The sequence below is a fragment of the Paenibacillus kyungheensis genome, from assembly GCF_028606985.1.
In the GTDB taxonomy this organism is placed as follows: Bacteria; Bacillota; Bacilli; order Paenibacillales; family Paenibacillaceae; genus Saccharibacillus; species Saccharibacillus kyungheensis.
Map to the genome: position 1 here is coordinate 2,894,688 of NZ_CP117416.1, position 25,996 is coordinate 2,920,683.

General features: G+C 38.6%; 24 protein-coding genes. 7 read left to right on the forward strand and 17 right to left on the reverse strand.

Features of this window, described 5'->3' with window-relative positions; translation table 11 throughout:
- Window positions 1-74: 74 nt before the first annotated feature.
- Window positions 75-962, forward strand: coding sequence for a LysR family transcriptional regulator (locus PQ456_RS12290; protein ID WP_273612544.1), 888 nt, complete (start codon window positions 75-77; stop codon window positions 960-962).
- Window positions 963-1,024: 62 nt separating this feature from the next.
- Here the strand turns inward: PQ456_RS12290 and PQ456_RS12295 are convergent, their stop codons facing one another.
- Together PQ456_RS12295 and PQ456_RS12300 are read right to left on the reverse strand one after the other, a co-directional pair.
- Window positions 1,025-1,960 (reverse strand): class I SAM-dependent methyltransferase, encoded by a 936-nt coding sequence (locus PQ456_RS12295; protein WP_273612545.1) that lies wholly within the window; start codon window positions 1,958-1,960, stop codon window positions 1,025-1,027.
- A gap of 110 nt (window positions 1,961-2,070) precedes the next feature.
- Window positions 2,071-2,628, reverse strand: coding sequence for a CGNR zinc finger domain-containing protein (locus PQ456_RS12300; RefSeq protein WP_273612546.1), 558 nt, complete (start codon window positions 2,626-2,628; stop codon window positions 2,071-2,073).
- Window positions 2,629-2,785: 157 nt separating this feature from the next.
- Between PQ456_RS12300 and PQ456_RS12305 the strand changes: the two genes are divergently transcribed.
- A complete protein-coding gene (locus PQ456_RS12305; RefSeq protein ID WP_273612547.1) occupies window positions 2,786-3,277 on the forward strand; it encodes a DinB family protein in 492 nt (163 codons plus the stop codon).
- Between the two features lie 116 nt (window positions 3,278-3,393).
- Here PQ456_RS12305 and PQ456_RS12310 read toward each other — a convergent pair whose 3' ends face one another.
- The 3 genes from PQ456_RS12310 to PQ456_RS12320 all read right to left on the reverse strand — a co-directional run bounded on the left by PQ456_RS12310 (window position 3,394) and on the right by PQ456_RS12320 (window position 6,785).
- Window positions 3,394-3,864: a C40 family peptidase gene (locus PQ456_RS12310; protein WP_273612548.1), complete on the reverse strand. Its 471-nt coding sequence runs from the start codon at window positions 3,862-3,864 to the stop codon at window positions 3,394-3,396.
- A gap of 313 nt (window positions 3,865-4,177) precedes the next feature.
- On the reverse strand, window positions 4,178-6,406 hold the full coding sequence (locus tag PQ456_RS12315; RefSeq protein WP_273612549.1) for a heavy metal translocating P-type ATPase: 2,229 nt from the start codon (window positions 6,404-6,406) through the stop codon (window positions 4,178-4,180).
- Window positions 6,396-6,785: an ArsR/SmtB family transcription factor gene (locus PQ456_RS12320; protein ID WP_420540612.1), complete on the reverse strand. Its 390-nt coding sequence runs from the start codon at window positions 6,783-6,785 to the stop codon at window positions 6,396-6,398. The genes PQ456_RS12315 and PQ456_RS12320 overlap by 11 nt, the downstream gene beginning before the upstream one ends.
- 298 nt (window positions 6,786-7,083) lie before the next feature.
- Here PQ456_RS12320 and PQ456_RS12325 point away from each other — a divergent pair, with 298 nt between their 5' ends.
- Window positions 7,084-7,395 (forward strand): ArsR/SmtB family transcription factor, encoded by a 312-nt coding sequence (locus PQ456_RS12325; RefSeq protein ID WP_273616311.1) that lies wholly within the window; start codon window positions 7,084-7,086, stop codon window positions 7,393-7,395.
- 144 nt (window positions 7,396-7,539) lie between these two features.
- On the opposite strand, the gene PQ456_RS12330 is transcribed toward PQ456_RS12325, so the two are convergent.
- Both PQ456_RS12330 and PQ456_RS12335 read right to left on the reverse strand, forming a co-directional pair.
- On the reverse strand, window positions 7,540-8,550 hold the full coding sequence (locus tag PQ456_RS12330; RefSeq protein ID WP_273612550.1) for a cation diffusion facilitator family transporter: 1,011 nt from the start codon (window positions 8,548-8,550) through the stop codon (window positions 7,540-7,542).
- Window positions 8,551-8,692: 142 nt separating this feature from the next.
- Window positions 8,693-9,559, reverse strand: a complete 867-nt coding sequence (locus tag PQ456_RS12335; RefSeq protein WP_273612551.1) for a LysR family transcriptional regulator — start codon at window positions 9,557-9,559, stop codon at window positions 8,693-8,695.
- A gap of 170 nt (window positions 9,560-9,729) precedes the next feature.
- Here PQ456_RS12335 and PQ456_RS12340 point away from each other — a divergent pair, with 170 nt between their 5' ends.
- The gene (locus PQ456_RS12340) at window positions 9,730-10,470 is read left to right on the forward strand and encodes an SDR family NAD(P)-dependent oxidoreductase (protein ID WP_273612552.1); all 741 of its coding nucleotides are present in this window, start codon (window positions 9,730-9,732) and stop codon (window positions 10,468-10,470) included.
- A 49-nt stretch (window positions 10,471-10,519) separates the two neighbouring features.
- On the opposite strand, the gene PQ456_RS12345 is transcribed toward PQ456_RS12340, so the two are convergent.
- The 9 genes from PQ456_RS12345 to PQ456_RS12385 form a co-directional block, all read right to left on the reverse strand.
- A complete protein-coding gene (locus PQ456_RS12345; protein ID WP_273612553.1) occupies window positions 10,520-11,386 on the reverse strand; it encodes an alpha/beta fold hydrolase in 867 nt (288 codons plus the stop codon).
- A gap of 204 nt (window positions 11,387-11,590) precedes the next feature.
- Window positions 11,591-13,414: a thiol reductant ABC exporter subunit CydC gene (gene cydC / locus PQ456_RS12350; protein ID WP_273612554.1), complete on the reverse strand. Its 1,824-nt coding sequence runs from the start codon at window positions 13,412-13,414 to the stop codon at window positions 11,591-11,593.
- Window positions 13,411-15,162 (reverse strand): thiol reductant ABC exporter subunit CydD, encoded by a 1,752-nt coding sequence (gene cydD, locus PQ456_RS12355; RefSeq protein ID WP_273612555.1) that lies wholly within the window; start codon window positions 15,160-15,162, stop codon window positions 13,411-13,413. Before cydD ends, cydC begins: the two co-directional genes overlap by 4 nt.
- 2 nt (window positions 15,163-15,164) lie before the next feature.
- A complete protein-coding gene (gene cydB / locus PQ456_RS12360) occupies window positions 15,165-16,181 on the reverse strand; it encodes a cytochrome d ubiquinol oxidase subunit II (RefSeq protein WP_273612556.1) in 1,017 nt (338 codons plus the stop codon).
- Window positions 16,168-17,580 (reverse strand): cytochrome ubiquinol oxidase subunit I, encoded by a 1,413-nt coding sequence (locus PQ456_RS12365; protein ID WP_273612557.1) that lies wholly within the window; start codon window positions 17,578-17,580, stop codon window positions 16,168-16,170. The genes cydB and PQ456_RS12365 overlap by 14 nt, the downstream gene beginning before the upstream one ends.
- Window positions 17,581-17,796: 216 nt before the next feature.
- A complete protein-coding gene (locus tag PQ456_RS12370) occupies window positions 17,797-18,486 on the reverse strand; it encodes an LrgB family protein (RefSeq protein WP_273612558.1) in 690 nt (229 codons plus the stop codon).
- Window positions 18,483-18,917, reverse strand: a complete 435-nt coding sequence (locus tag PQ456_RS12375; protein ID WP_273612559.1) for a CidA/LrgA family protein — start codon at window positions 18,915-18,917, stop codon at window positions 18,483-18,485. The genes PQ456_RS12370 and PQ456_RS12375 overlap by 4 nt, the downstream gene beginning before the upstream one ends.
- Before the next feature lie 171 nt (window positions 18,918-19,088).
- A complete protein-coding gene (gene yidC, locus PQ456_RS12380; RefSeq protein WP_273612560.1) occupies window positions 19,089-20,018 on the reverse strand; it encodes a membrane protein insertase YidC in 930 nt (309 codons plus the stop codon).
- The gene (locus PQ456_RS12385; protein WP_273612561.1) at window positions 19,961-20,305 is read right to left on the reverse strand and encodes a hypothetical protein; all 345 of its coding nucleotides are present in this window, start codon (window positions 20,303-20,305) and stop codon (window positions 19,961-19,963) included. The genes yidC and PQ456_RS12385 overlap by 58 nt, the downstream gene beginning before the upstream one ends.
- 354 nt (window positions 20,306-20,659) lie before the next feature.
- On the opposite strand from PQ456_RS12385, the gene licT reads away from it, so the two are divergent.
- From licT to PQ456_RS12400, 3 genes are all read left to right on the forward strand, one after another.
- Entirely contained in the window at window positions 20,660-21,517 is an 858-nt protein-coding gene (gene licT, locus PQ456_RS12390) for a BglG family transcription antiterminator LicT (protein WP_273612562.1), read from the forward strand.
- A 258-nt stretch (window positions 21,518-21,775) separates the two neighbouring features.
- Entirely contained in the window at window positions 21,776-23,662 is a 1,887-nt protein-coding gene (locus PQ456_RS12395) for a beta-glucoside-specific PTS transporter subunit IIABC (RefSeq protein ID WP_273612563.1), read from the forward strand.
- A 253-nt stretch (window positions 23,663-23,915) separates the two neighbouring features.
- Complete coding sequence (locus PQ456_RS12400) at window positions 23,916-25,376, forward strand: glycoside hydrolase family 1 protein (RefSeq protein WP_204823925.1); 1,461 nt, start codon at window positions 23,916-23,918, stop codon at window positions 25,374-25,376.
- 167 nt (window positions 25,377-25,543) lie between these two features.
- Here the strand turns inward: PQ456_RS12400 and PQ456_RS12405 are convergent, their stop codons facing one another.
- Window positions 25,544-25,993 carry a MerR family transcriptional regulator gene (locus tag PQ456_RS12405; RefSeq protein ID WP_273612564.1) on the reverse strand — a complete coding sequence of 150 codons (450 nt, stop codon included), beginning with the start codon at window positions 25,991-25,993 and terminating at the stop codon, window positions 25,544-25,546.
- Window positions 25,994-25,996: the final 3 nt, after the last annotated feature.

Sequence of the window (25,996 nt, forward strand, 5' to 3'; positions counted from 1 at the left end):
TTAAGCTAATGATCATCAACTATTATTATTAACAATCATCAACAATATGGAAGCGGAAAATGAGAGGATTACATATGAATATAGAGCAAATGGAATATATTATTGAAGTAGCTAAATGCGGATCATTAACCAAAGCCGCTGAAAATTGTCATATTACAGTAACCGGAGTCAGTCGTGCGATCTCTTTATTTGAACAAGAAATCGGTATGCGAATATTTATACGTTCTCGCTCGGGAACTACTGTGACTCCTGAAGGACAAAGCATCATTACCAAAGCCAGTCGAATTCTCAAGCAAATCGAAGAACTCAAATCAGAAGCGCAAAGTTATCGGGAAATGAATAATGCCAAATTACGCATTTCTACGATTCCCGGACCGATCTCTTTATTAATAGATGTAATCACTGAACTCAAAAAAGAATTTCCAAATAGCCGGATAGAAATCAAAGAAAATAGTACAGATGCTGTAATTGATGATGTGGAGCATGAACGTAGTGATATCGGCTTTTTTCTTTTAAAAGAACATCATTTACCTACTACATCAGATCTGATATTTGAGCCGTTAATGAAAGATAATATGGTGCTGGGTGTTAGTGTACACAGTCCTCTCTCCAACCAATCATCAGTTACTTTGCAAGATTTGAAAGACTATCCGTTTGTACTATATAACGATCCATATATTATCGCTTTTGTTAACACGTTAGATAAGCCGGATATTTTATTTCAAAGTAATAATGTAGAAGCTATTCTCAAAGCCGTCAAAGAAGATATAGCAGTAACAATTGGTACCGATTATTCGTTTCGCGGGTATACGATGTCTCAAAATCGAGGGATTGTCACAATACCTTTTGAAATATCAGCGGAAGACCCTTCTTATCTATGGTCTGTCACCTCACGTAATAATACGGCGTCTGAAGCAGAGCAACTGTTTGTCAAAAGAGTCAAAAATCTATTACTCCTTTAAGTAGATACGCTGCAATACAAAAAGAATGATCCCTTTATTAATGAAGGATCATTCTTTTAAAGTTATGATTGAGCGGATATATTTGCTGGGATTTCCATCGTATACATGCTGCGATCTTGCAGTCGTATCAATACTTTGCCAAAACGTCCGCCTTCTTGAATCGATACAATACCTGAAGGATATTGTTGATCTAAATAATCGGAGATCACTTGCTTGGCATCTGCACGTATATTAACCTGATGTAAATGAAGTATCATCATCACATGTTGTAACGCATCGTGCTTGGACATTTCAACTGTTTTCATTTCATGCGTAACAATTGACTCGTATGCATACCCTTTTAAATATAACAAATGAAGTAAATACCCCATATCTGAACCATGATGTTGTATCGGTTGGTTATCTTCACTGACAAGCGGTAACACTTCATTCACCAGACTGTTTTCTCTTGGCCCCGCAGTTGAACTAATATAACAGAATTGACTAGCACATTGTAGTACTTTCTCTACACTTGGCCAATCATAGATGACTGGACACATCGAGACAAATACTAGATCAAAAGCTTGATTCCACCCTTTAGCTGTAACATCAATATCTTGAAATTCTTCTGGCACAATCGTAACTTTACCTGAAGCCATACGATCTGCATTTTCTTGTAACAATTGTTGTAAAGGAACACAAGGTTCAACCGATGTGACCATTCCACCTCGCTGTGCAAACGGAATCGAAAATCCACCAGATGCTGCTCCAATATCAAGAATAGAAGCATTTTCAAATGGAACGCCTTGTCCTTGAATCCAATTTAGGATTCGTGTAGTTCTTTGTTGACCTTCTGCCGAGAATACGTCTTTGTTAAATGAGACTGCTTTGGTATCAAATGAATGAGCAGGGTCTATGCCTGATGCTTTCATTTGTTTCACCGCTGTAAACGAATCATTCGCCCATGCTTGCTCCCATACTAACGGATGAAATAAATCATTTGATATATCGTTTGTCATGGTATCCCTCTTTCATTATTCAAAGTCTATTAAAGATATATAATATCTATAATGTATGTAATCTATGCTTTTGTCAATGATTATAATGATTTCAATGTAAAAATATGACTTTATTTGGATTTTTGGGAGCCTTTTTTAGCGCGGAATCGTCTAACTTTCATTAAATTCCCACATGTTTTATCTTCACAATAACGCTTGGTACGACTACGTGTATCATCATAAAAGACCCAGCGACAGTCTGGATTATCACAGATACGAATACGATGAATATCTTGATCTAGCACAGTATGCACGAAATCCGATACAATATCAGCCATCACGCTATTCCAATCCCCAGTTAACGGTACATAGGCTAACTGTCTGCTTCCATCACTATTATTCCACTGTCTAATCACAGGAACTTGTGCCATAATCTTATTCAATTGATCCCAGTTGATCTGGTCTGCTGACGAACCGTTGGCAAGCGCTATTGCATAATCATGCAGTAATTTTCGCAGTGAGTGTAATGACTGTAACTCGCTTGTTGATGCCGGAACAGATGCTGTTAATTTCCAATCCTCTACAAAACGTTGTTGCCATGAAGTCAGTACCAAGCGATCTTCATGCTTACCACTTTCTCGAAAATCATGCCAATCGCTGTTGATAAAATCTGTCCATAAAGTATCCATTGACCTGTACTCCTTTTGCCTTTTTCTTGATGTTTGATAATTAGTAACGATCTTTATCATAAAAAGATGGTTACATTGCTTTGTTTTGTGGTATATGTATTGTAACGCTTTAGTATATCATTAGCCAGTTACATCTACTGGCAATTAGGAGGATCTTATGACGAATACGAACATGTTAGATCTACTTCTTTTGCAGAAAAAAGATATTTGGGAACACGAAGATTGGATTGTGCCTTTATCTGTAGCGTTAGAAGGTCTTACAAGTGAACAAGCCGCATGGATTCCACCTGGTGGCGGCAATAGTATCTGGCAATTGGTACATCATATGAATTATTACAATCATGAATTATTATGTCATATGCAAAATATTGACCCAGGCCCTCGTGCCGAAAATAACAATAAAACTTTTGAGTATCATGATAGTGCAGACCATGAAGAACAATGGCAACAAGCTCTTCAAGAGATCAGACGACTTGCCAGAGCGATTGAGTTAGAACTTGCCAAATGGGATGAAATAAAATTACAGGAGATTCGCCCTGCTGGCGATCAGACGTGGGGACAAGCTATTGCGCGTTGGCTTCCTCATGATGCTTATCATGCCGGTCAAATTGTACTTATCCGCAGATTGCAAGGAAGCTGGAGAATCTAATCATAGACAAAATAAAAATCCCTTATGATGACCAAGGGATTTGGAATATTCACAGCTTATGTGATAAATATACGTATAACGTTCAAAAGGATTGCGATCATAATCGCGGTCTTTTTTTATTTTTCTTCCATCATACTTTGATATGCCCATTGACTTACAACATGTCTTGCCGTTACATAACGATTTTGGAAATAAGCTTCAGACAGACTGCTGATCGTTACACCATGACTTGTTGAAGCATGTGCAAAATTTCTACCATCTACCATAACGCCTACATGAGATATTCCACGTCCACTTGTATTAAAGAAAACAAGATCACCAGCACTTAAATTACTTTTTGATACGTATGTACCCATTTTCGCTTGCACACTAGCTGTGCGCGGTAATTCTATGTCGAATTTATTAAAAACGTAGCGTGTAAAACCGGAACAATCGAATCCGTTGGTTGTTGTACCTCCCCAAACGTAAGGTGTTCCCATTACACCGCTGACGGCTTGATCAAGATTAGATGTGCTAGCAAAAGTATTTGTTGGCTGAGCTGAGAAAATGATTGCAGCGCCAAGTAGCGATAATACGACTTTCTTCACTAAAAAAATTCTCCCTTCGATGCCTATAGAGTAAATCAATTTGGAATTCAAATTTGAAACTCGGCAAATATTAATATTTTGTAACTATTGACCACTTTAAGGCATAAGGATGTATCTTGTCAAACTTTATAACAAACTTTTTTGCTTGTTTTTCGCTAAAAATGTGTATATTTCGTGATTTTCGCCAGTTTTTAAGGTGACAGTCTTACAATAAAAAAGATGACAATAGTAAATTTATTGTCATCAATTATTTTACAAAAAACTGTTTCAAAACCAAAAAGCCTTCATCTAACTTCGAAGGCTCCTGTTCTTTTTACTTACTTTTGAGTACTCTTAAACTGTTTAAAATCACTAATAATGCTGCCCCTGTATCACTTAATACAGCTACCCATAATGTAAGCCAACCGGGAAAAATAAATAATAAAGCGATACATTTGATCGTTATCGAAAACCAAATATTTTGTTTGATAATACGTAACGTCTGACGACTTAGATTAATTGCATAAGGTAATTTTTCTAAATGATCTGCCATCAGTACGATATCCGCCGTCTCAATCGCTGTATCTGCTCCTGCTCCGCCCATCGCTATACCGATATCGGCTGTTGCGAGTGCAGGCGCATCATTGATTCCATCGCCTACCATCGCTACTTTTTTACCTGTCTGTTGCCAGCTTTTGATATAGTTCATTTTATCGGCGGGTAGCAAATGAGCAAAATATTGATCTACTCCTGTTGCATTAGCCACTTGATGAGCAATACGTTCATGATCTCCTGTTAACATTACCGTTGATTCGATTCCTGCTGATTTTAATTGTTGCAATGTCTCTGACGCTGTAGAGCGAACTTGATCAGCAACAGTAATAATACCTAGAATACGTTCGATAGAACCGACAACCATAATAGATACACCTTTATCATGAAGCTGTTGCATTTGCTCTGTAATATACTGTACTGGCGCGCCTATCTCTTCTAACCATCCGTAATGTCCTACATAATACGTCTGATGATCTATACAAGCTTGTACACCTTTTCCTGCTATAGTCTGTACAGAAGTTACAGGTAATTGCGGAATATGATGTTGTTCTGCATACGATGTAATCGCTAGAGCAATAGGATGAGACGATTGCTGTTCGATCGAACTGGCAATACTCCATAACTCCGCTTCTGTAACGGCTACAGGATACGTGTTCACTACATGAGGTCTGCCTTCTGTTAATGTGCCTGTTTTGTCCAGGGCTATCATCTGCAAACCTGCTATCGCTTCCAACGCAGAGCCACCTTTAATTAACACTCCCTGCTTGGCTGCAACTCCTATCGCTGATACAATCGCAACCGGGGTTGAGATTACTAATGCACAAGGACATGCAATCACTAACAATTCCAATCCGCGATAAAACCATTCTGACCAACTGGCATTCCATACTAAAGGTGGCACAACAGACACAATAATCGCTAATCCAAAAACGATCGGTGTATATCTATTGGCAAATCGATCTACCAGTGCTTGTAGTGGAGATTTGTTAGCTTGTGCTTCTTCAACCATATGAATCATACGCGCTACTACAGTATCTTTGACCGTAGTGGTCACCTGAATCGTTAACAATCCTTCTTCATTTAATGTACCTGCATATACAATATCTCCATTTTGCTTGATTACCGGCTGTGATTCTCCTGTAATCGGTGCTTGATTTACATGCGACTCTCCTGTAGTAACAATTCCGTCTAAAGGAATTTTGTCGCCTGCTTTGACGATAATGGTCTCACCGATCGCTATATCGTCTACAGAACGTTGGATCATCTTCTCCCCTTGCATGATCCATACAGACGCAGGAACCAGATTTAGTAATCCTTTGACAGAATGACGGGTACGCTCCAATGACATCTGCTGCAACGTGTTTCCTAGTGCAAACAAAAAGACCACTGTTGCCCCTTCGCCCCACTGTCCAATACATACAGCACCTATCGCGGCTACAGACATTAATACGTTCATATCAAGTGATCCACTTTTGATTGCAAAAAAAGCACTTTTAACCGGTTTGTATCCACCGATCACAAGAACAGCACCATATAATATCGTTGCAATCATCGGTAAAACCGATAACCATGTACAGATAAAAGCAATAATTAGCAATCCTCCAGATAATAATGTAGGTAGCCAACTTTGCCAAAATGTAGGCTGATTCGATATCTGATCTTCTGCTGTAGGAGCTATACCAAAGCCTACTCGCTTCACTTCACGCATAATTCGATCAGGTTCAGTAGTCGCTGCAATATTCATTTTGCCTGTAGAGAAATGAACTTGAACCGATTGCACGCCTTTTAATTTTTTAAGACTTTTCTCAATCGTCATTGCACAAGAAGGACAATCCATACCTTGAATAGCATATTCAGTAGACGGTATTCCATTTACCGCTAGAAAAGAAGGAGGAGATGCACTGAGAGATACAGTATCATTAGTACGCTCTTGATCTGTAGCACTGATCTTGCTTGAACACGTAGAAGCTGTAGAACAACATGACTTGGTTTCTTCTTTATGCTCCATGCTCTACACCGCCCTGTGTAGGAAGCAATGTTTCATTTTGTTCACAGCAAGCTACTTTAGATTCAACTTCTTCTAAGGCTTCGTCGAACATAGTCAATAATAATTTGATTTTTTGATTTGCTAGCTGATAATAGACGTATTTTCCTTCTTGTCGCCCTGTAATAATGCCGCATCCTTTAAGGCAAGATAAATGTTGAGAAATATTCGATTGATTTCCCTTAATAGCATTTACAATTTGGCTTACTGTTTTTTCTTCTTCCAATAAGCAATCTAGTATTTGCAGACGTGTTTTATCTGAAAATCCACGTATAAATTTGGTGCGAGTATCTAGCGATGTTTTGGTTTCGATACAATTGTTATTTTCCATTTTAGTTTCCATTATTGTACATCCTTTCGTTATCATATTAGTATACACTGATACGTTATATATTAGTATAGACTAATACGTTTGATAATAGAAGGTTATTTTTTTGTGATGCGCTCTATTTTTCACCTTTCTTCTTACTCTGCAATTGATTATAAATATTATGCTATTCGTAATCTCAACGATCTTTGGTATACTAGATGTACGAAAAAGATTCTATACAACTTTATTACTTCGTGTTAGGAAGGTGAGCATATTGGAGTCGGATGCTATTATAGACGAGTGTAACCATAGCAGTGAAGCTTCACAACAGATGCTTGCACAAATAAAAGATGAGCTTATTGACGGTACAACTGCTGTCGATATGGCTGAATTGTTCAAAGCATTAGGAGATCCAACACGCATTAGATTAATCTATGCTCTGTCGCAAAAAGAGTTATGTGTTCATGATCTGTGCAGTGTATTAGATATGACTCAGTCTGCTATTTCGCATCAATTGCGTTATTTACGTAATATGCGTATTGTGAAGCGACGCAAAGTCGGTAAAACGGTTTTTTATTCGTTAGATGATTATCATGTAGAAGAAATTTTTCTACAGACCCATGAACATTTAACCCATAAATAAAAGCAATTTGATGTATACACAAGCTAATGTAAGCGACTGAAATAGAAGTGTTGATATTTCGACTTACTTTATAGCTTCCGATTATCACTATACAAAAAGGGATCTACACCATGACAGTGTAGATCCCTTTTTGATGTTCATCGGCTATTGATGCGCAATATTACACTGAATACCCGGTGTATCCATCTGGATAGTAATATGCTTAATTTCATAATCTTCTTTAATTAATTTCTGTGCTTGCTGCATAACGACACTATGATAAGCCTGATCTTCAGTAACGATATGACAGCTTAACAGTATAATATCCGAAGATAACGCCCATACATGCAGATCATGTACTTCTACAACATGGTCTATACGAAGCAAAGACTGTTCTAACTCATCGGTGTTGATAGTAACAGGTGTACCTTCCATTAGAATATGGATCGAATCGCGGGTCACACGATATGCACTAAGCACTACCAATACTGCTACAATTACACTTGCAATCGGATCGGCTAGATTCCAACCAAAGAACATAATTAACAAAGCGGCAACAATCGCCCCGACTGAACCCAGTAGATCTCCTAACACATGTAGAAAAGCACTACGTATATTCAAGTTTTCCGAAGTATCGCCTTTCATTAATATAAATGCCGCTGCGATATTAACCAGCAATCCAATAACAGCAATCGTTAACATTCCCCCACTCATAACCCCTGGAGGATTCGCAAAGCGTTGAAAAGCTTCCCAGAAAATATAAATAGAAATCACTGACAAAGCTAGACCGTTAATAAAAGCAGCTAAGACTTCGAATCGTTTGTAACCGAACGTTTTGGATTTACTGGCTTGTTTCTGACCCCATGTCATCGCTAGATAACTCAGTCCAAGAGCTGCTGCATCACTAAGCATATGCCCTGCATCCGATAACAAAGCAAGACTGTTGGTCATAAGTCCACCGATAACTTCGACGATCATATAACTTGCAATCAGAAAGAACGATAATTTCAACGCATTTTTGTTAGCACCATGTCCATGCGAGTGTGAATGTCCGTGTCCATGGGAATGCCCATGACTGTGCGAATGACTATGCTTTTTCCCTTTAGAATGTTGATGATCTTCATGATCGTGGTCGCATGCAGTATGTTCTTCATGGGTATGACTTTTACTACTCATTGACCTGCACCTCTATTCTTTATTAATAGATATTATATTGATTAAAATAACATATGAGCACTTATTCATATATTATAGTTTACCTACATCTAATCTGCAAGTTCTGCAAAGTGAATAGGATAACATTTCACTAAATCATCAATTAATGTTCACTATGGGTTAGCAGATTGATAAATGCAGATAACGTTATAGAAGGCGGATTCTGCTTCGAAACCACAAATTGAATACGCGCTTGTTGCAACGGTATTGGTAACGTATGACTATGAAGTTGAGCATAAGAACGAACGATCCGCTCCGGCAATAAAGATATACCTAGTCCGTCAGTGACTCCACGAATAATAGCTTCTACTGTATCTACTTCTATTACACGAGGTAGTTGTTGAAGGGAATGACTTTTACTCTTAGTGTGATACCACTCTTCTAAACATTTTCGATACGGACAATCAGGAAATGTATTAACGATTAACCGTTGTTGGAGTAATTCTGATTCGGTATGAATATGACCAGCAGATACAATAACTAATTGTTCATTGTATTCAAAGACCGATTGAATATCTTGATGATGGTATTGACTGCTAATAAAAGCTCCATCCAACTTATGATTAACAACTTGATTCATTAGTTCAATCTGTCCATGCGTTTGAATAGATACGTCTACATCCCTATTTTCTTTATAATAAGCAAGTAACCACTGCGGTAATCTGGAAGCCGCTACAGTCGGTGTCGCTCCTAATTGTAATTGATATGACGGCAGCTTTACTTTCAAAACGCGAGTAGCTTCATCTAATAAATCTACAATCTGATCTGCATAGCTCCACAATTGTTGCCCTGCTTCTGTAATCGTTATGCCTTTATTACTACGATCGAATAGAGATTGACCCAGTTCTTTTTCCAACTTCTGAATACGTAATGTAACATTCGACTGTACATATCCCATTTTCAGTGCCGCTTTGGAAATAGATTGCTCTTGAGCTACAATCCGAAAAATACGCAAATCACTACTTTCCAAACCCATTGCCACCTTTCTTTACTATTTCTCTTATATGTATAACACAGTTCATTTGGATATCATTATTTTTAATACCCAATATCATTTCTAACTATTATACAGACCTTTTATCTTCTTTTACACTATACAAAGAAATAACAAACGAGTATAAAGCTGAAGGAGCGCTAAACATGGACTGGATTGACAAAGTCGTCATCGTCACAGGCGGAGGCACAGGAATAGGACAAGCAACGTGCTTACAACTTGCTGAAAAAGGAGCAAAAGTAGTTATCAATTACTCCCGTTCACAGCTACAAGCAGAAGAAACCGCTCTACAGATTACACAAAATGGTGGACAAGCTATCACGATTCAAGCCGATGTATCTAGGCAACATCAAGTACAAGATATGATTACAGAAGTCATCCATACGTATGGTAGAATCGATGGCTTGGTGAATAACGCCAGTATAACCAGACAACTGCCTTTTGCTGATTTGGAACAGATCACTGATGATATCTGGGATGAGCTATACAATATTAATGTCAAAGGAATGTTTTATTGTGCTCAAGCGGTAGCCCCATGGATGAAAAAGGCACATCAAGGATCTATTATCAATCTAGGTAGTATTGCAGGCAGTACAGGCTACGGTTCTTCGCTTCCTTATGCTGTCTCCAAAGGTGCTGTTCATACGTTAACCAAATCGTTAGCAAGAGCACTTTCTCCACATATACGCGTTAATTGCATTATTCCGGGTGCAGTAGATACACGGTGGTGGACTGGAAATGAAGACAAAATGAAACGTTTGACAACACAGTTATTGTTAGAACGAATATCAACGCCTGCTGATATCGCTTCATTAATCTGTGCTATTTTACAACAAGAATCAATGACCGGTCAGCTAGTGACTGTCGATAACGGGCAAACGTTATAAGTTGTCTATATAAAAGATTTCTGTTTATTTAAGTATGATTTGCAAAACGTTATCTAAAAAATTGTATCAATCGATTGCCTACTTCTGCTGGCTTATCATGCTGTATCCAGTGTGTTGCATCGTCATAATGATGAATTTCTGTATTTGGTACCCATTCTGGTAGTGGGTCAGCAAGGTCTTTAGATAAATGTGGATCAAGATCGCCAAATAAAATAAGTACAGGTTGCTCAATTTTGTGCATCTGTGCTTTTTTGGTTTCTGTTGAACGGCGGAACATGGCCCGGTAATAATTAATAGCCGCACTAAGTGTTTCTTTTTGCTCAAAAGCTTTGAGATACACTTGCACTTCTTGATCGGAAAAAGGCTCTTTCGGTTCTTTTTTGAAAATAGTTCGTAACATATGATTGTTATCTCGTGCTAGAGTTTTCTCAGGCAACTTGGGAATTTGGAAAAAGAACATATACCAGCTTCTACGCAGTTGCGGCAATGTACGCAATCCTGTCTGCAAACGCTCGGGATGAAGCATATTGAGTATCGCCAAACGGCGCACCCGATGCGGATACATCATTGTAAAATACCACGAGATATTACCACCCCAATCATGCCCTGTCAGAAACACTTGCTCTTCGCCTAAATGCTCAATTAATCCATTAACATCTGCACATAATGTATCAATACTATAATGATCGACACCTTCTGGCTTGGAAGAAAGATTGTATCCACGCAGATCAGGAGCTACCACCCGATACCCCGCTTCTATTAACATTGGAATCTGTTCTTTCCATGTATACCAGAAATCCGGGAATCCGTGCAATAACATAACCGTAGGACCTTCTCCACCGATCACATAATGCAATTTCACTCCATTTACTTCAGCAAATCGATGTTCGATAACATTTTCTACTTGATGAGTCATATCTAATTTGCCTCCTTAGCGGTATATATTACTGTGATGTTTGCTAATATATCTTTTTCAACATATCTCTTTAAGCATTACCCAATAATGAGACACATTCTACAATACATAACAAAAAGACTGTTTACCGAATAGATCAGTAGACAGCCTTTTTGCTTTTTATTATGCTGCATCATCATTTAAAAACGTTATATCTTACTTATATTATGTGTATACTTTCTCTAGTGTACGTTGTCGCCACTGTGGATGATCTAATTGATATAATCTGCGATAACGCTCAGAAGAATCAATTAAGTGTTCATGAGTCCCTTGCATCGCAATCTTTCCTTGATCCATAAATATAATATGATCCATTTGCTGTACTTCAAGCAGATGATGGGTAACCCAGATCAATGTTTTGCCCTGTAAGCTTTGCAGTATCGTATGAATAAGTTCACGTTCGGTACGTGGATCTAGACCGACTGTAGGCTCATCCAGAATCACAATCGGCGTATTTTGCAACAATACACGTGCGAGAGCAATACGCTGACGTTCTCCTCCTGAGAATCGCTGACCGGCTTCACGCATTGGAGTCTGATCTCCTTCTGGTAAAGAAGCAATCAGCTCGCTTAATTGTGCTTGCTCTATCACCTGTCTGACTTCCTCTTCTGTCGCTGTTGGACGACCAAGACGAATATTATTTAGTAGGCTGGTATCAAAGAGATAAGGTTTCTGATTCAGTACAGATACTTGTTCTGTAATCTGATCGCCCCACTCTGCTATCGTTTTACCTTGAATATAAATCTGCCCTTGCTGCGGAAGATAAGCACCCTGTATTAATTTAAGCAAGGTCGACTTACCTGCGCCACTGCGCCCGATAATAGCTATTTTTTGACCGGACTTTACTTCTATACTTATATTGTTGACTGCATACTCATTTGGCTCATGATAACTATAACAAATCTCTTTTAATGTAATAGCAGGTGGTCTAGTAGCTTTCTCAATAAAGAATTGATCATCATTGGAAAAATCATTGATGCTAGCAAGATCCGTGAAGTTTTGAGAAGATTGAGCATGTTCTTTATTGGGATAACCTGTTGATTGTTCGAGCTGTGTTAGACGTTGAAGTGATTCTTGATATACAGGAATACGCTGAACTGCATCAGTCACAGGGATAAACGCATCTGCAAGTGGAATAACGACTAGAATAAAAGCAGCTAATAATGTCGCATCCATTCCATTTTCTCCTACTTGCGACGTTGCCCAAATTGCCATCTGTGCGACAATCAATCCGATAACTGTCTGAGTAATTAGACCGATATAACGTTTGTGACGGCTTAATTTACGTTCATATACCGCTGCCTGACTTTCACTCTCTTCATACTGATTCACAAATTCACTTGCTCGTCCACTAATCATCAGATCGCTTAGTCCAAGTACAGCATCGGTTAAGTGACGGTAGAGCGCAGATTGATTACTTTTAAGTCTTTTCTGAAATGTACGTGTCATCAGAAGCGAAAAGATCGGTACAATCACAATCAGAATCAAAATATACACAGCAATCAACATTGCAAAAGACATATCAAACCAACCGAGCGCACAGACAACCGCTCCATACATAATCAGTGCAGTAATACCTGGAAAAATAGTACGCACATACATATTTTGCAGAGATTCGATATCGTCAGACATCATGCCTAATAGATCGCCTGTCTGATGACGTGACTTCAGTTGTAATGCTTGAGGCTCCAACGTTCGATATAGACGCACTCTCATTTTGGATAATACACGGAGTACCGCATCATGAGCTTGCAAACGTTCTACATAGCGCAACACCGATCTGCCTATCCCAAATGCGCGTACTCCTACAATCGGTACATATAACATCAGTATATTTTCTGGACGTAAGGCTGCTTTGGAAATTAAAAATCCTGATGTAAAAGTCAACATCCCTGCTGACAGTAGCGTCAATGCGCCAATAGCAATAATACCTGCAAATCGAAACGCATGAACACGCATATAAGACATTACCCATCCTTGACTGCTCATGCGCTCTCCCCCCATTGACTATCAATCAGACGACAATAAGCACCTTGACGTGCTAGTAATTGTTCATGAGTACCTTGCTCTACAATCTGTCCATGTTCTAACACAATAATCCAATCCATATCTACCATCCAGTGCATGCGATGAGTAGCTAGAATCACAAATCGATTATTAAAAAGCTCTAACATAGTCTGCTTTAATTCATACTCTGTTTCTATATCTAAATGTGCTGTCGGCTCATCTAATAACATAATCTGCCGTTGCCCTAACAAAGCTCGTGCAAGCGCAACGCGTTGTTCTTGACCTCCACTGAGTGTACGTCCAGCTCCTCCAACCGGTTCTTCGATACCTTGAGGCAATTGGCTGACCAGATCATATAATCCTGTATCACGAATGACTTGCCATAATTGCTCATCGGTTGCTTCAGGTTCATACAATCTAAGATTATCTGCTAATGTGCCACTGAATAGATAAGGATGCTGTGGAATATATGTCGTTTGTTGACGCCAGACATTAGAATTGAGCGGATAACTTTCTCCTAGACTATCCTTCCATAGGACTTCTCCTTGTGTAGGTGTAAGAAACCCACTTAATACATCGATCAGTGTTGATTTGCCTGCTCCACTTTCACCAATAATACCGATTTTGCAATAACCTCCAATACGAAGATTAAGCTGTTCAAGAGAGTAGTTACTTTCTGCATCATGCTGTACAGAAAGCTGATTCAATACCATCTGACTGGAAGCTGACCATACAGGCTTAGAACGATACGTATCGCTATTATTCTTTGCATCTACCGTACCGATCGTGGTAGAGGTATGGATAATACGCTGAATATCTTCACCAGCTTCTTTGCCATCCATCGTGGCATGATAATCCGCTCCTAATGAACGAATAGGCACAAAAAATTCAGGTGCAAGTATCAAAATCGTTAACGCCGGTTCTAAAATAATAGTGCCATGGACAAGGCGAAGCCCCAGACTCACCGCTACACAAGCAACAGATAACATCGTAAAGAAATCCAGAGCAAATGAAGATAAAAAAGCAACACGCATCGAAGAAATCGTTGCTTTACGATAACGTTCACTGGTACGTCCTATCGTTTCTTCATGCGCACGACTCCGACCGAGAAAGCGTAAAGTCTCAAGTCCTCTTAATGAATCAACAAAATGATTAGATAATACGCGATATGTTGCCCATTGCTTATCCATTTGTTTTTGCGCAGCCAAGCCAAGTAAAATCATAAAAATAATCAATAACGGAAATACAGCTCCCAGAATCAGTGCCGAGATCCAATCTAACTTTAAAATAAAAATCCCAATCAATAGCGGAGTGAGACTATTAGACATCATACGCGGAATAATCAGTTCCAGATATGTTCTATACTTGGATACACCTTCACGCACAAGTGTTACAAGATTACCTGTCCCCTGCCCTATTGCAAATGTAGGTCCAAGTTCAAATAATTGATCCATCATCAGCTTGCGCATACTTCTGCCTGTCCGCTCTGCGAAATCATACGCTATTTTTTGCATGATTACTGATAATAATTGTCGAACAACCAGAGCACCTACGAATCCGAAGACATGACCAAGCTGACGATGAAGAGAATCCCCGGTAAATAAACCGGAGACCGCTTCTGCCAACCATAACGACTGCATAATAATAACGATTGTCTGCACGAATGTGAATAGACCTGTTAATGCCATAATCGGTTTGATGCCTTGTAGTTGGATTAGCCCTTTACCCATGATTAATACTCCAAATGTGTTTTTTCGTGTAGACGTTTGTGAAACACAAAATATGTCCAGATTTGATAACCAAGTACAAACGGTAATAATGTACATGCTACGATTGTCATTACTTTTAACGAATAATGCCCGGAAGCTGTATTGTATAAAGTCAGATCATACATGGCTCCTAGCGAACTGACCATTACACGCGGGAACAAGCCGATAAAAACAGAAGCAATCGATAAAATAATCAATCCGCCTGTCATACCGAACGCCCATCCTTCGCGTTTTTGTTTCATAAAGTATCCTGCAAGTATAAATACAATCACACCTACGACTGCTATAGCGATTAGAATCGGACCGCGTACAGTAAAAACATCTGTGTATACAGAGGTCAAAATCGCAAGTAAGACCAACAATCCAGCAAGTGGAATCAGCAATTTACCTGCCATTACACTTGCTCTTACTCGAATATCGCCTGTAGTGCGTAGTGCAGCGAACATTAAACCATGAACGATACAGAGCATAACCGTTGTTACACCTGCTACAAGAGAGTAGGGATTAATGATATCTCCAAACCCTGCATGCATCTCCATATCTGCTCCTATTGGTAATCCTTTAAGCATCGTTGCAAAAGCTACGCCGAATAACAAAGGCGGTAACAAACTACCGAAAAAGATACACATATCCCACGTTTTGCTCCATGTAGAATGACCGACTTTACCACGAAATTCAAAAGCAACACCACGAGCGATCAAAGCCAGCAATAAGGCTACAAAAGGAAGATAAAAGCCGCTAAACATTGTCGCATACCAGTTCGGAAATGCCGCGAACATCGCTCCGCCTGCTGTAATTAACCATACTTCATTACCATCCCAGAAAGGCCCAATTGAGTTAATTAGCATACGACGTTCCATATCATTACGAGCTAACAACTGTGTAGACATACCAATCCCAAAATCAAAACCTTCTAAAAAGAAAAAACCAACAAACAATACAGCGATCAATACAAACCATACTTCATTAAGAGATAGCATGTTTCAACTCCTCCATTTCAAACGGATCATTGGAATGATCGTCATGGGAATGCTCATCACCCGGGCCTTTTTTTATTTCACGAACAAATAAAATCACTGTGATTGCTCCAAGAACGGTATAGACCAGAGTAAACGTAATCGTCGAAAATAACACAGAACCTGCGGATACACTTGGTGATACACTATCTGCGGTAGTCATGAGTCCAAATACTGTCCATGGTTGACGACCGACTTCTGTCATAATCCAACCGGATGTATTGCCGATAAAAGGTAACGCAATCCCATACATCATCGCATACCAATACCATTTCGGTGCTTGCTCTACTTTGCGTCGGAACATTAGATACACACCATAAGCAGATAGAGCGATCATTAACATGCCGCTAGCCACCATAATACGGAAACTCCAAAATGTTGTTTTGACAGGTGGTATGTAATTGCCTTCGCCATATTTTTGCTCATACTGAGCTTGAAGTTCTTTCATCCCTGTCACAGAACCTGTGAATTTGCCATACGATAGATAACTGAGTAATCCTTTAAGTGGAAAGTTAATCTCGAATGTATTTTGTTGCATCTTGGTATCAATTCCACCTACTAACATCCAGGGTGCTTTTTCAGCAGTAGTGTTCCATACCCCTTCAGCAGCAGCCATTTTCATCGGTTGCGTTTCTACTAGATATTGAGCTTGAGAGTGACCGCTAAAAGCTACTCCTAACGATGATACAATGCCTACAATAATCGCAATTTGAAATGACTTGCGGAATACTTCAATATCTTCACGCCGCAGCATTTTATATGCGCTGATTCCTGCCATAAGAAAGGCTGAAGTAACAAAAGCACCAAATACGGTATGTGGAAATTCAACCAACACCTGACCGTTGGTAATAAGAGCAAAAAAGTCATTCATTTCGGCACGTCCATTATTGATCGTGAATCCGACAGGATGTTGCATAAATGAGTTCGCTGTTAATATCCAGAATGCCGATAATGTTGTTCCGAACGCTACTAACCAGATACAGAGTAAATGTACTTTGGCAGACAAGCGTTCCCAACCAAAGATCCATAATCCAATAAAAGTAGACTCCAGAAAAAAGGCAAATAAAGCTTCTACTGCAAGTGGTGCACCAAACACATCACCTACAAAACGTGAATAATTAGACCAATTCATGCCAAATTGAAATTCTTGAAAAATCCCTGTAACTACCCCAACAGCAAAGTTGATCAAAAATAGCTTGCCCCAAAACTTGGTCATTACTTTGTACTGATCTTTTTTAGTGATAACATACATCGTTTCCATAATAGCTACCAATAATACGAGCCCAATCGATACCGGTACAAAGAAAAAGTGAAATACGGTCGTTAGTGCGTACTGAATCCGGGATAGCATAAGAACATCCATCCGATAACTTCCTTTCTTTTCTGAAAATTGATTAAAAAACTAAATACATTGTAGTCAAAAAGTCATAGATACGATTGTGATTAAAATCACAAATTTTCTTTGAAAATGTAACAAAAAGTGACAAAATGTGATTGAGATCACAAAATAAAAAAAGCCGATGAAATTCATCGACTTTGAGATCACTACTTTTATGCTATTTATTTACATGATAACAACTTAATGATAGATCGCTACTAATATTAATGGCCCGATAAAAGAAGACACAATCGCACTGATCGTTAATGCTAATGATCCCATAGACACTGCTATTTCTCCGTGTTCAAGAGCTTTAGCTGTTCCCAGTGCATGGGATGAGACACCTAGCGCAATGCCGACACTAATCGCATTTTTAACCCGAAATAATTTCAGGCAACCAAGCCCCAAAATAACCCCTGTAAAGCCAGCAATCATTACAAATACAGAAGTAAGCGAAGCTTCTCCACCTAGATTATTCGAAATTTGAAGAGCAACAGGTGTCGTAACAGACTTAGGAATAATAGAAATAATATAAGGTTCACTGAATCCTAATACCAAAGCCATACCTACTCCGCTCAGCATTCCTACGACAACACCAATCAGTGAACTTCCCAGAATAGATAACCCGTACTGCTTGAACAAATGTCGTTGTCGATACAGCGGATAAGCTAATGCTACCACAGCAGGCCCCATTAATTTACTAATCCATTCTCCACCGATCATATAAGTAGAATACGAAGTATGCGTAAGTAGTAAAATAACAACAATCATAAAAGTGGTTGTTAGTACAGGAATTAGAATCGATATCCGTACATGTTTGTACAATAGACTAGCTACAACATATAGCGCCAACGTCATCACAATCATTAATAAAGCTATACCTATATTCATTTGTGCTGATCTCTACTTTCATAGATCAATTTGTGTTCAGGTATAGGAGCAGGCGATTGTGTATTGGATTTGGATCGATCAGCCAGTGCAATAAGCCACTGTGCTACAAAACCTGTAATTCCGATCGTGAACAATGTACTAATAACAACAATTAGAATCAATAATAGTCCTTTACCTGCAAATAAATCGAGATGCTCTATAACTCCTACTGTCGCCGGGATAAAAAACAACGGTAAATAGAACAGTAAAGTATTGGCTCCTGTCTGAATCCACTTTTCAGGAAAAACATTTAACATTAATAAAGCAAATAATAACAACATTCCTAGCACACTGCCCGGTATAAACAAATGAAAATATTGCTGAATTAACGTTCCAATTATGTAAAATAGGTATAACACAGCAATTTGAAGCACCATTTTAATAATCTTCATACGTATAGCTCTCCTTTGTCTTTCACTCTCTATCTCTATATCTCTTTTGGTGTAAAACCTCTCCAAGTTTTACCCTTATAGCAAGATCACATCAAAAAGATCATCCTCTTCTTTTTAAGAGTGATGATCTTTTGTGATGTAAAATCTTATCTTACCTGGCACATATAAGCGTTATGCTTTTGCAGACTTATTTTTACTTTGATTGGCTTGGCGAGCCAGTTTTTTGGCTTTTGTATTACTTATGGCTACAGGCTCTAACGTTTCAGGTTCAGGTTCGACTTCAATTTCAAGTGCAGTCTGAACAGGGATACTATTCGGATACATTTTGCGGAATAGTAAAGTCTGTACTAATAAGAACGATCCACTCACCATCCAGTATAAAGGCATCGCTGCCGGTGCACTAAATGAGAAAAATGCCATCATAATTGGAGACAAATACCCCATAATTGCAAATTGTTTTTGTTGTTCAGGTGTCATATTATACTGTGAGACTTTGGCTTGAAGCATATACAGTAATGCTACAATAATCGCCATAATCCAGTTAGGCTCTCCTAATTTGAACCACAAAAATGAATGAGAAGCCAGTTCCGGTGTAGCACGAATCGCTGTATACATACCTGATAAAATAGGTAATTGAATCAAGATAGGCAGACAACCGATATTTAATGGATTAAAGCTATGCTTTTTGTAGATCTCCATCATTTCTTGTTGTTGCTTTTGTTTGTCTTCGGTACTGGTTTTATTCTCATATTTCTTTTTGAGCTGATCAAGTTCAGGTTGCATAATGCTCATTTTACGCTTCATGCCTTGTTGACCTTTAGCTTGACGCATCATTAATGGGAATAAAGCAAACCGTACTGCCAGTGTCAAAGTAATAATAGCCAGCCCATAACTTCCACCGAACCAAGTTGCAATATGCTGCATACTATAAGTTAATGGAAAGACAACATAATGAGTAAAAAAGCCGGGTGTGGATGAATTGACTTCTTGTACAGATGAGGTACCACATCCTGCTAATAATACCATCATCATTAAACCTAGTATTAAACCGTAAAGACGACCTTGTTTTCCCGTAAAAGTGAATCCCTTGAATAATTGCATGTTGTTCCTCCTCGTTGATGTTGTTGCTTATGGCTCAACGAGGATAGGCAATCTCCTGCATCTTCATCAGGAGCTTCTTTACGGCGTATGATTCGTGCCAGTGTTATCGGTGTATGATGTATCGTTTTGAAAATGATCAAAGGCAGATCATAATGTCCACGAAGTTGCCGGTTACTGATCCAAAATTCGGTGATTCCGCAATATAGATGAGCAATATATCCATAACTCACTGTAATTAACAGACCAATCGAAAATAAATACGGTATCCAATCATGCATTTCAAACAAGGTATTCACCCCCTCTGACTATCCTAAGATAGTTAATATGTTAATTATAACACTACTCGATCCTTTTTACATAAGACAAATTACGACAATTATAATATGATTTGACGAATAATGGATAAACATTAGAAAAAATCTGCAAATCACTCTTGTAATCGCTTTTATTATATACTACAATAAAGTTAGTTAAAGGATTGTGACCGGTTAAGCGGGCAATGCCTGAGATTATTGTAATATCATTTTGTAGAAAAATGGTATTGGAATGATTTCGGGCATTTTTTATATTTATATACATGTATTGCTGTATATTTTCTATAAAATAACCCCCGTTCATTTTAGAATTGTAGGTGGAAGATTATGATTATAGAGAAAATATTAAATAATAATGTACTACTGACCAAAAATCAAAAAGGCAAAGAAATTATTGTAATGGGTCGAGGTATTTCTTTTAATAAAGTGATTGGTGATCCGGTAGATGATACCAAAATAGATAAAATCTTTATGTTAAATGAGAACGAATTCACAGCCAAGTTAACCGAGTTGTTGAATGAGATTCCGGTCTCCCATCTAGAACTAGTCAATCAAATTGTAAATCATGCCAATGCGGTTCTAGGTACAACATTGAGCGATAATATTTATTTGACACTGACAGATCATATTCATTTTGCATTAGAGCGTTATGAGAAACAGCTTCATATCAAAAATGCGTTACTTTTTGAAATTCAACGCTTTTATAAAAAAGAATACAGTGTCGGTCAAGATGCTTTACAGATGATCAAAGACAGTACTGGTATTTCATTAGGCGAAGACGAAGCTGGATTTATCACTCTTCATATTGTAAATGCTCGTATGGATGGTAATGAAATGCAAGCTACGATTAAAATGACAGAGATCGTACAGCATGTACTCAATATCGTAACTTATCATTATGGCATTGTACTGGATGAATCGTCACTTAACTATTCTCGCTTTGTTACTCATCTGCAATATTTTGCGATGCGATTGTTGCGCAAAGAGATTCATTATAGTGGAGAAGAATTCCTTTATAATCAAGTCAAAACAGCATATAGCAAAGCATTTGAATGTGTCTCTAAAATCAATGATTATTTAGAAAAAACGTATGATCAATCATTGAGTAAAGATGAATATGTCTACCTCACTATTCATATTCACCGGGTAACCGAACGAACAACGATTGAAGAAGAACAATCATAATTAAATACATTCCATCCATTAGGATTGTGACTGGTTATGCAGGCAAAACCTAAACTGATGGTGAAAAGGACGCGCTAGTTCGCTGTCTATTTCACCACGAGTTTAGGTTTTTCTTGTTTATAAAAGAAAATAAAGAGTGCCGGCAATTTCTCTTTGTTCTTTTATTGACAGTAAAGCTTTCCTTTCACCCATGTCGGCCAACATGTCGTGAGGATCTTGTACTAATCGATGTATTTATTCATAAAGGAGCTATCAATCATGAGTAATCAAGATTTATCCAAACAAATTATTAATCTGGTCGGCGGAGAATCGAATGTCAATTCGGTATTCCATTGTGCAACACGTCTACGCTTTAGCTTAAAAGATTCCAGTAAAGCAGATAAAGCAACGCTCGAAAAAACACCGGGTGTGATCACAGTCGTCGAAAATAGCGGACAATTTCAAGTCGTTATCGGCAACTCTGTTAGTCAGGTGTACGATAAAATTATGGCGGAAACGAATTTGCAAGATGTAGAGAAATCGACTGAAGCATCAACGACGGCTACAGATAAAGATACCAATATACTAGGTAAAGCAGTCGATATTATTTCTAGCATCTTCTCTCCTCTGCTTGGAGCTTTGGCAGGTGCAGGGGTATTAAAAGGATTAGTCGCTTTATTTCTAGCACTTCACTGGCTAGATAACACATCAGGCACCTATCTTGTTCTGAATGCAGCATCAGATAGTGTATTTTATTTCTTACCGATCTTCCTGGCGGTTACATCTGCGCGTAAGTTCAAAACCAATCAGTTTGTATCGATTGCGATTGCAGGCGCGTTAGTCTATCCTACGATTTTGACAGCATTAGATAGTGGGATCAGTTTAAGCTTTCTGAATATTCCGATTGTACTGGTTAACTATACATCCAGCGTTATTCCGATTATTTTGGCAGTATGGGTACAATCGTATGTAGAACGATTTGCAAGCAAATTTATTCATGAATCTGTTAAAAATATCCTGGTGCCTATGGTGGCTTTGTTAGTTGTTATTCCTCTAACATTCCTTGTATTCGGTCCTGTAGGTCATTTAGTGAGTCAAGGATTAGCATCAGGATTCACATGGATTTATAATTTGAGCCCTATTCTAGCAGGTGGTATCGCAGGGGCATTCTGGCAAGTATTTGTTATTTTCGGCGTCCACTGGGGCTTTGTTCCGATTATGCTTGGAAATATTGCAGCTAATGGATTTGATCCAATGTTGCCGATGTTAACAGCTGCGGTTATGGCTCAAGCGGGTGCAACCTTAGGTGTATTTTTCAAATCAAGAAATAAAGATACCAAAGCATTAGCCGGTTCTTCTACACTTGCCGCAATCTTCGGGATCACTGAACCAACGATTTACGGGATTACATTGAAATTGAAAAAACCATTTATTTATGCTTGTATCGCTGGTGCTGTAGGTGGCGCGATTATCGGTGCTGGTGGCTCAAGAGCGATTGCTTTTGCTCTACCTGGTTTGCTTGCTCTTCCTACGTATATCGGTACAGGGTTCGCTGCTGTTGTGATTGGACTGCTAGTTGCTTTTGTTCTAGCTGCTCTGTTGGTATATATTCTTGGATTCAAAGAAGAAGCTACAGTCGTTACAGCCAATGATGCTCCTGCTCCAACAGGAAATGCAGCTACGACTACTGCAACAACCGCTTCTGTTATTGCGAAAGAAATTATTATTAGCCCATTACAAGGAACAACAATGCCACTGGAGTCACTTGAAGATCCAGCTTTTTCTTCCGGTGCTATGGGTAAAGGTATTGCGATAGAACCTACTTCAGGTCTACTGACTTCACCTGTAAATGGTACAGTAACGACTGTTTTCCCTACCGGACATGCAATAGGTATCACATCTAATGATGGTGCTGAAATGTTAATTCATGTCGGTATGAATACCGTTCGTTTGAAAGGTCAATTCTTTGAGAAAATGGTTAAAGAAGGTGATATTGTAGAGCAAGGACAATTGTTGCTCAAATTCGATATTGAGCAGATCCGCGCCGCTGGTTATGTTCTGTCTACGCCTGTTATTGTCACCAATGCAGCTAGTTATCTAGATGTACTCAAAACATCTGAATCCGAAGTCAACAATCAAGACTATCTATTAACCGCTGTTGTCTAAGATTCACGTTAGATTTATGGCAGGTGCTTGAAAACGCTATTCTTGTGTATTACAATAAGAAAAGATAAATAAATAACTCAGGATTGTGACTGGTCATGCAGGCAAAACCTAAATGGATGATGTAAAGGTACTCTTACGTAGAGACTTCCTTTCATTTTCTGTTTAGGTTTTTGTTGTTTTATAGGGTATTTTCGCCTGATCATCATAATTCTCAATTATAATTTTATACTCTATGACGAAAGAGGTAATGAACATGACGAATGTACAACAAGGATTTCCTAAAGACTTCTTATGGGGCGGAGCAACCGCAGCGAACCAACTAGAAGGCGCATATAATGTAGATGGTAAAGGTCTATCCAGTGCGGATATGATCGCTTATATTCCAAAAGAAGAACGCGGAATTACCAACCATGCTATGGAAGTTTCTTCAGAACGTATTGCACAAATTCTAAGTGGTGAATTTGAAGCACGCTTCCCTAAACGTGACGGGATCGACTTTTATCACCGTTACAAAGAAGATATTGCTTTGTTTGCAGAAATGGGCTTCAAAGTGTTCCGCCTTTCGATTCACTGGTCACGTATTTTCCCTAATGGTTATGATGAGCAACCGAATGAAGCAGGTCTTCAATTCTATGACAATGTATTCGATGAGTTGCGTAAATATAATATAGAGCCTTTGGTAACTCTTTCTCACTATGAGACTCCACTCGGTTTAACTGAAAAGTATAACGGTTGGGTAAATCGTGAAGTCGTTGATCATTTTGCTCGTTATGCAGAAACGGTATTTACTCGTTATAAAGACAAAGTAAAATACTGGTTAACGTTTAACGAAATTAACGTATTGACGATCAGTGCTTTTACAGGCGGCGGCGTTGTTATCGATCGCGAAGAAAACAAACTACAAGCAATGTATCAAGCATTGCATCACCAATTTGTAGCTAGCTCTATCGCTACTAAATTGTGTCACGAAATTATTCCAGGTTCTCAAATCGGCTGTATGTTAGCTCGTATGGAGACATATCCGTTCAGCAGTAATCCAGCAGATATTCGCCAGGCGCAACATGATAACCAGATGAACCTATTCTTCACTGATGTTCATGCACGTGGTGAATATCCAAGATTCATGAACCGTTATTTTGCTGAAAATAATATCGTGATTCAAAAAGAAGCTGGCGATGATGAAATTCTTAAAAAATATACTGTCGATTATATTTCCTTTAGCTACTACATGTCGATCACTGTAACTACAGGAGCAGATGGTGACAAAGCGGCTGGTAACTTATTCGGTGGTGTAAAAAATCCTTATTTGGAAGCTTCAGATTGGGGATGGCAGATCGATCCAATCGGTCTACGTGTAACATTGAACAACTTCTATGATCGTTACCAAAAACCATTATTTATCGTTGAAAATGGTCTGGGTGCATTTGATAAAGTAGAAGAAGATGGTTCTATCCATGATACGTATCGTATCGAATACTTGCGCAAACATATTGAGCAAATGCGTGAAGCAATTGCCGACGGTGTAGAATTGATGGGTTACACAAGCTGGGGCCCTATCGACCTTGTAAGTATGTCTACTTCTGAAATGTCTAAACGTTATGGATTTATCTATGTTGATCAAGATGACGATGGTAATGGTACACTCAAACGTTCCAAAAAAGATTCTTTCGAGTGGTACAAAAATGTAATTGCTACGAATGGAGCAGAACTGTAAAACAGCAACACACTTCATATGGTACTATGATTGCACTCTTTCTGAGCGATTAGCTGACTAGATCATCAATCTTCAGGTAACTAACAAGAAAGAGTGTGACAAAGTCATAAAAAAGACGTATCTTCTCTGCATAGAGGATACGTCTTTTTTTATATACAAATATACTTTTACGTGTGACGGGCTAACATTCGTTCGCTAACGACCGCATCACATTCATGACTATTGCGATCGGGATTTTGCGCTGTTTCCATATAATGTTCAATCGTATATTCCAAAAAACGCTGGGTTTCCAGTAATTGTGCAATACTTTCCTGCACTTTAAGATGATGTTCTTTAAGTATCTGTAATCTTGTATCTAATGTACTGTCACCGGTAACTGCTAATTCCCGATACTGCTTCATCTGTTCTAACGTCATCCCTGTTGCTTTCAAGCGGGTCAAAAAGATAATCCCTTGAATTTGCTGCTTATTATACGTTCGATGTCCATTCGGCTGACGATCTGCATAAGGCAATAAACCTAATTTTTCATAATACCGAATCGTGTCTTCGCTTAGACCTGTTAATTCAGAAGCCTGTTTAATCGTTGTATATTGTTCAGTATTATCGATTGTACTCATATT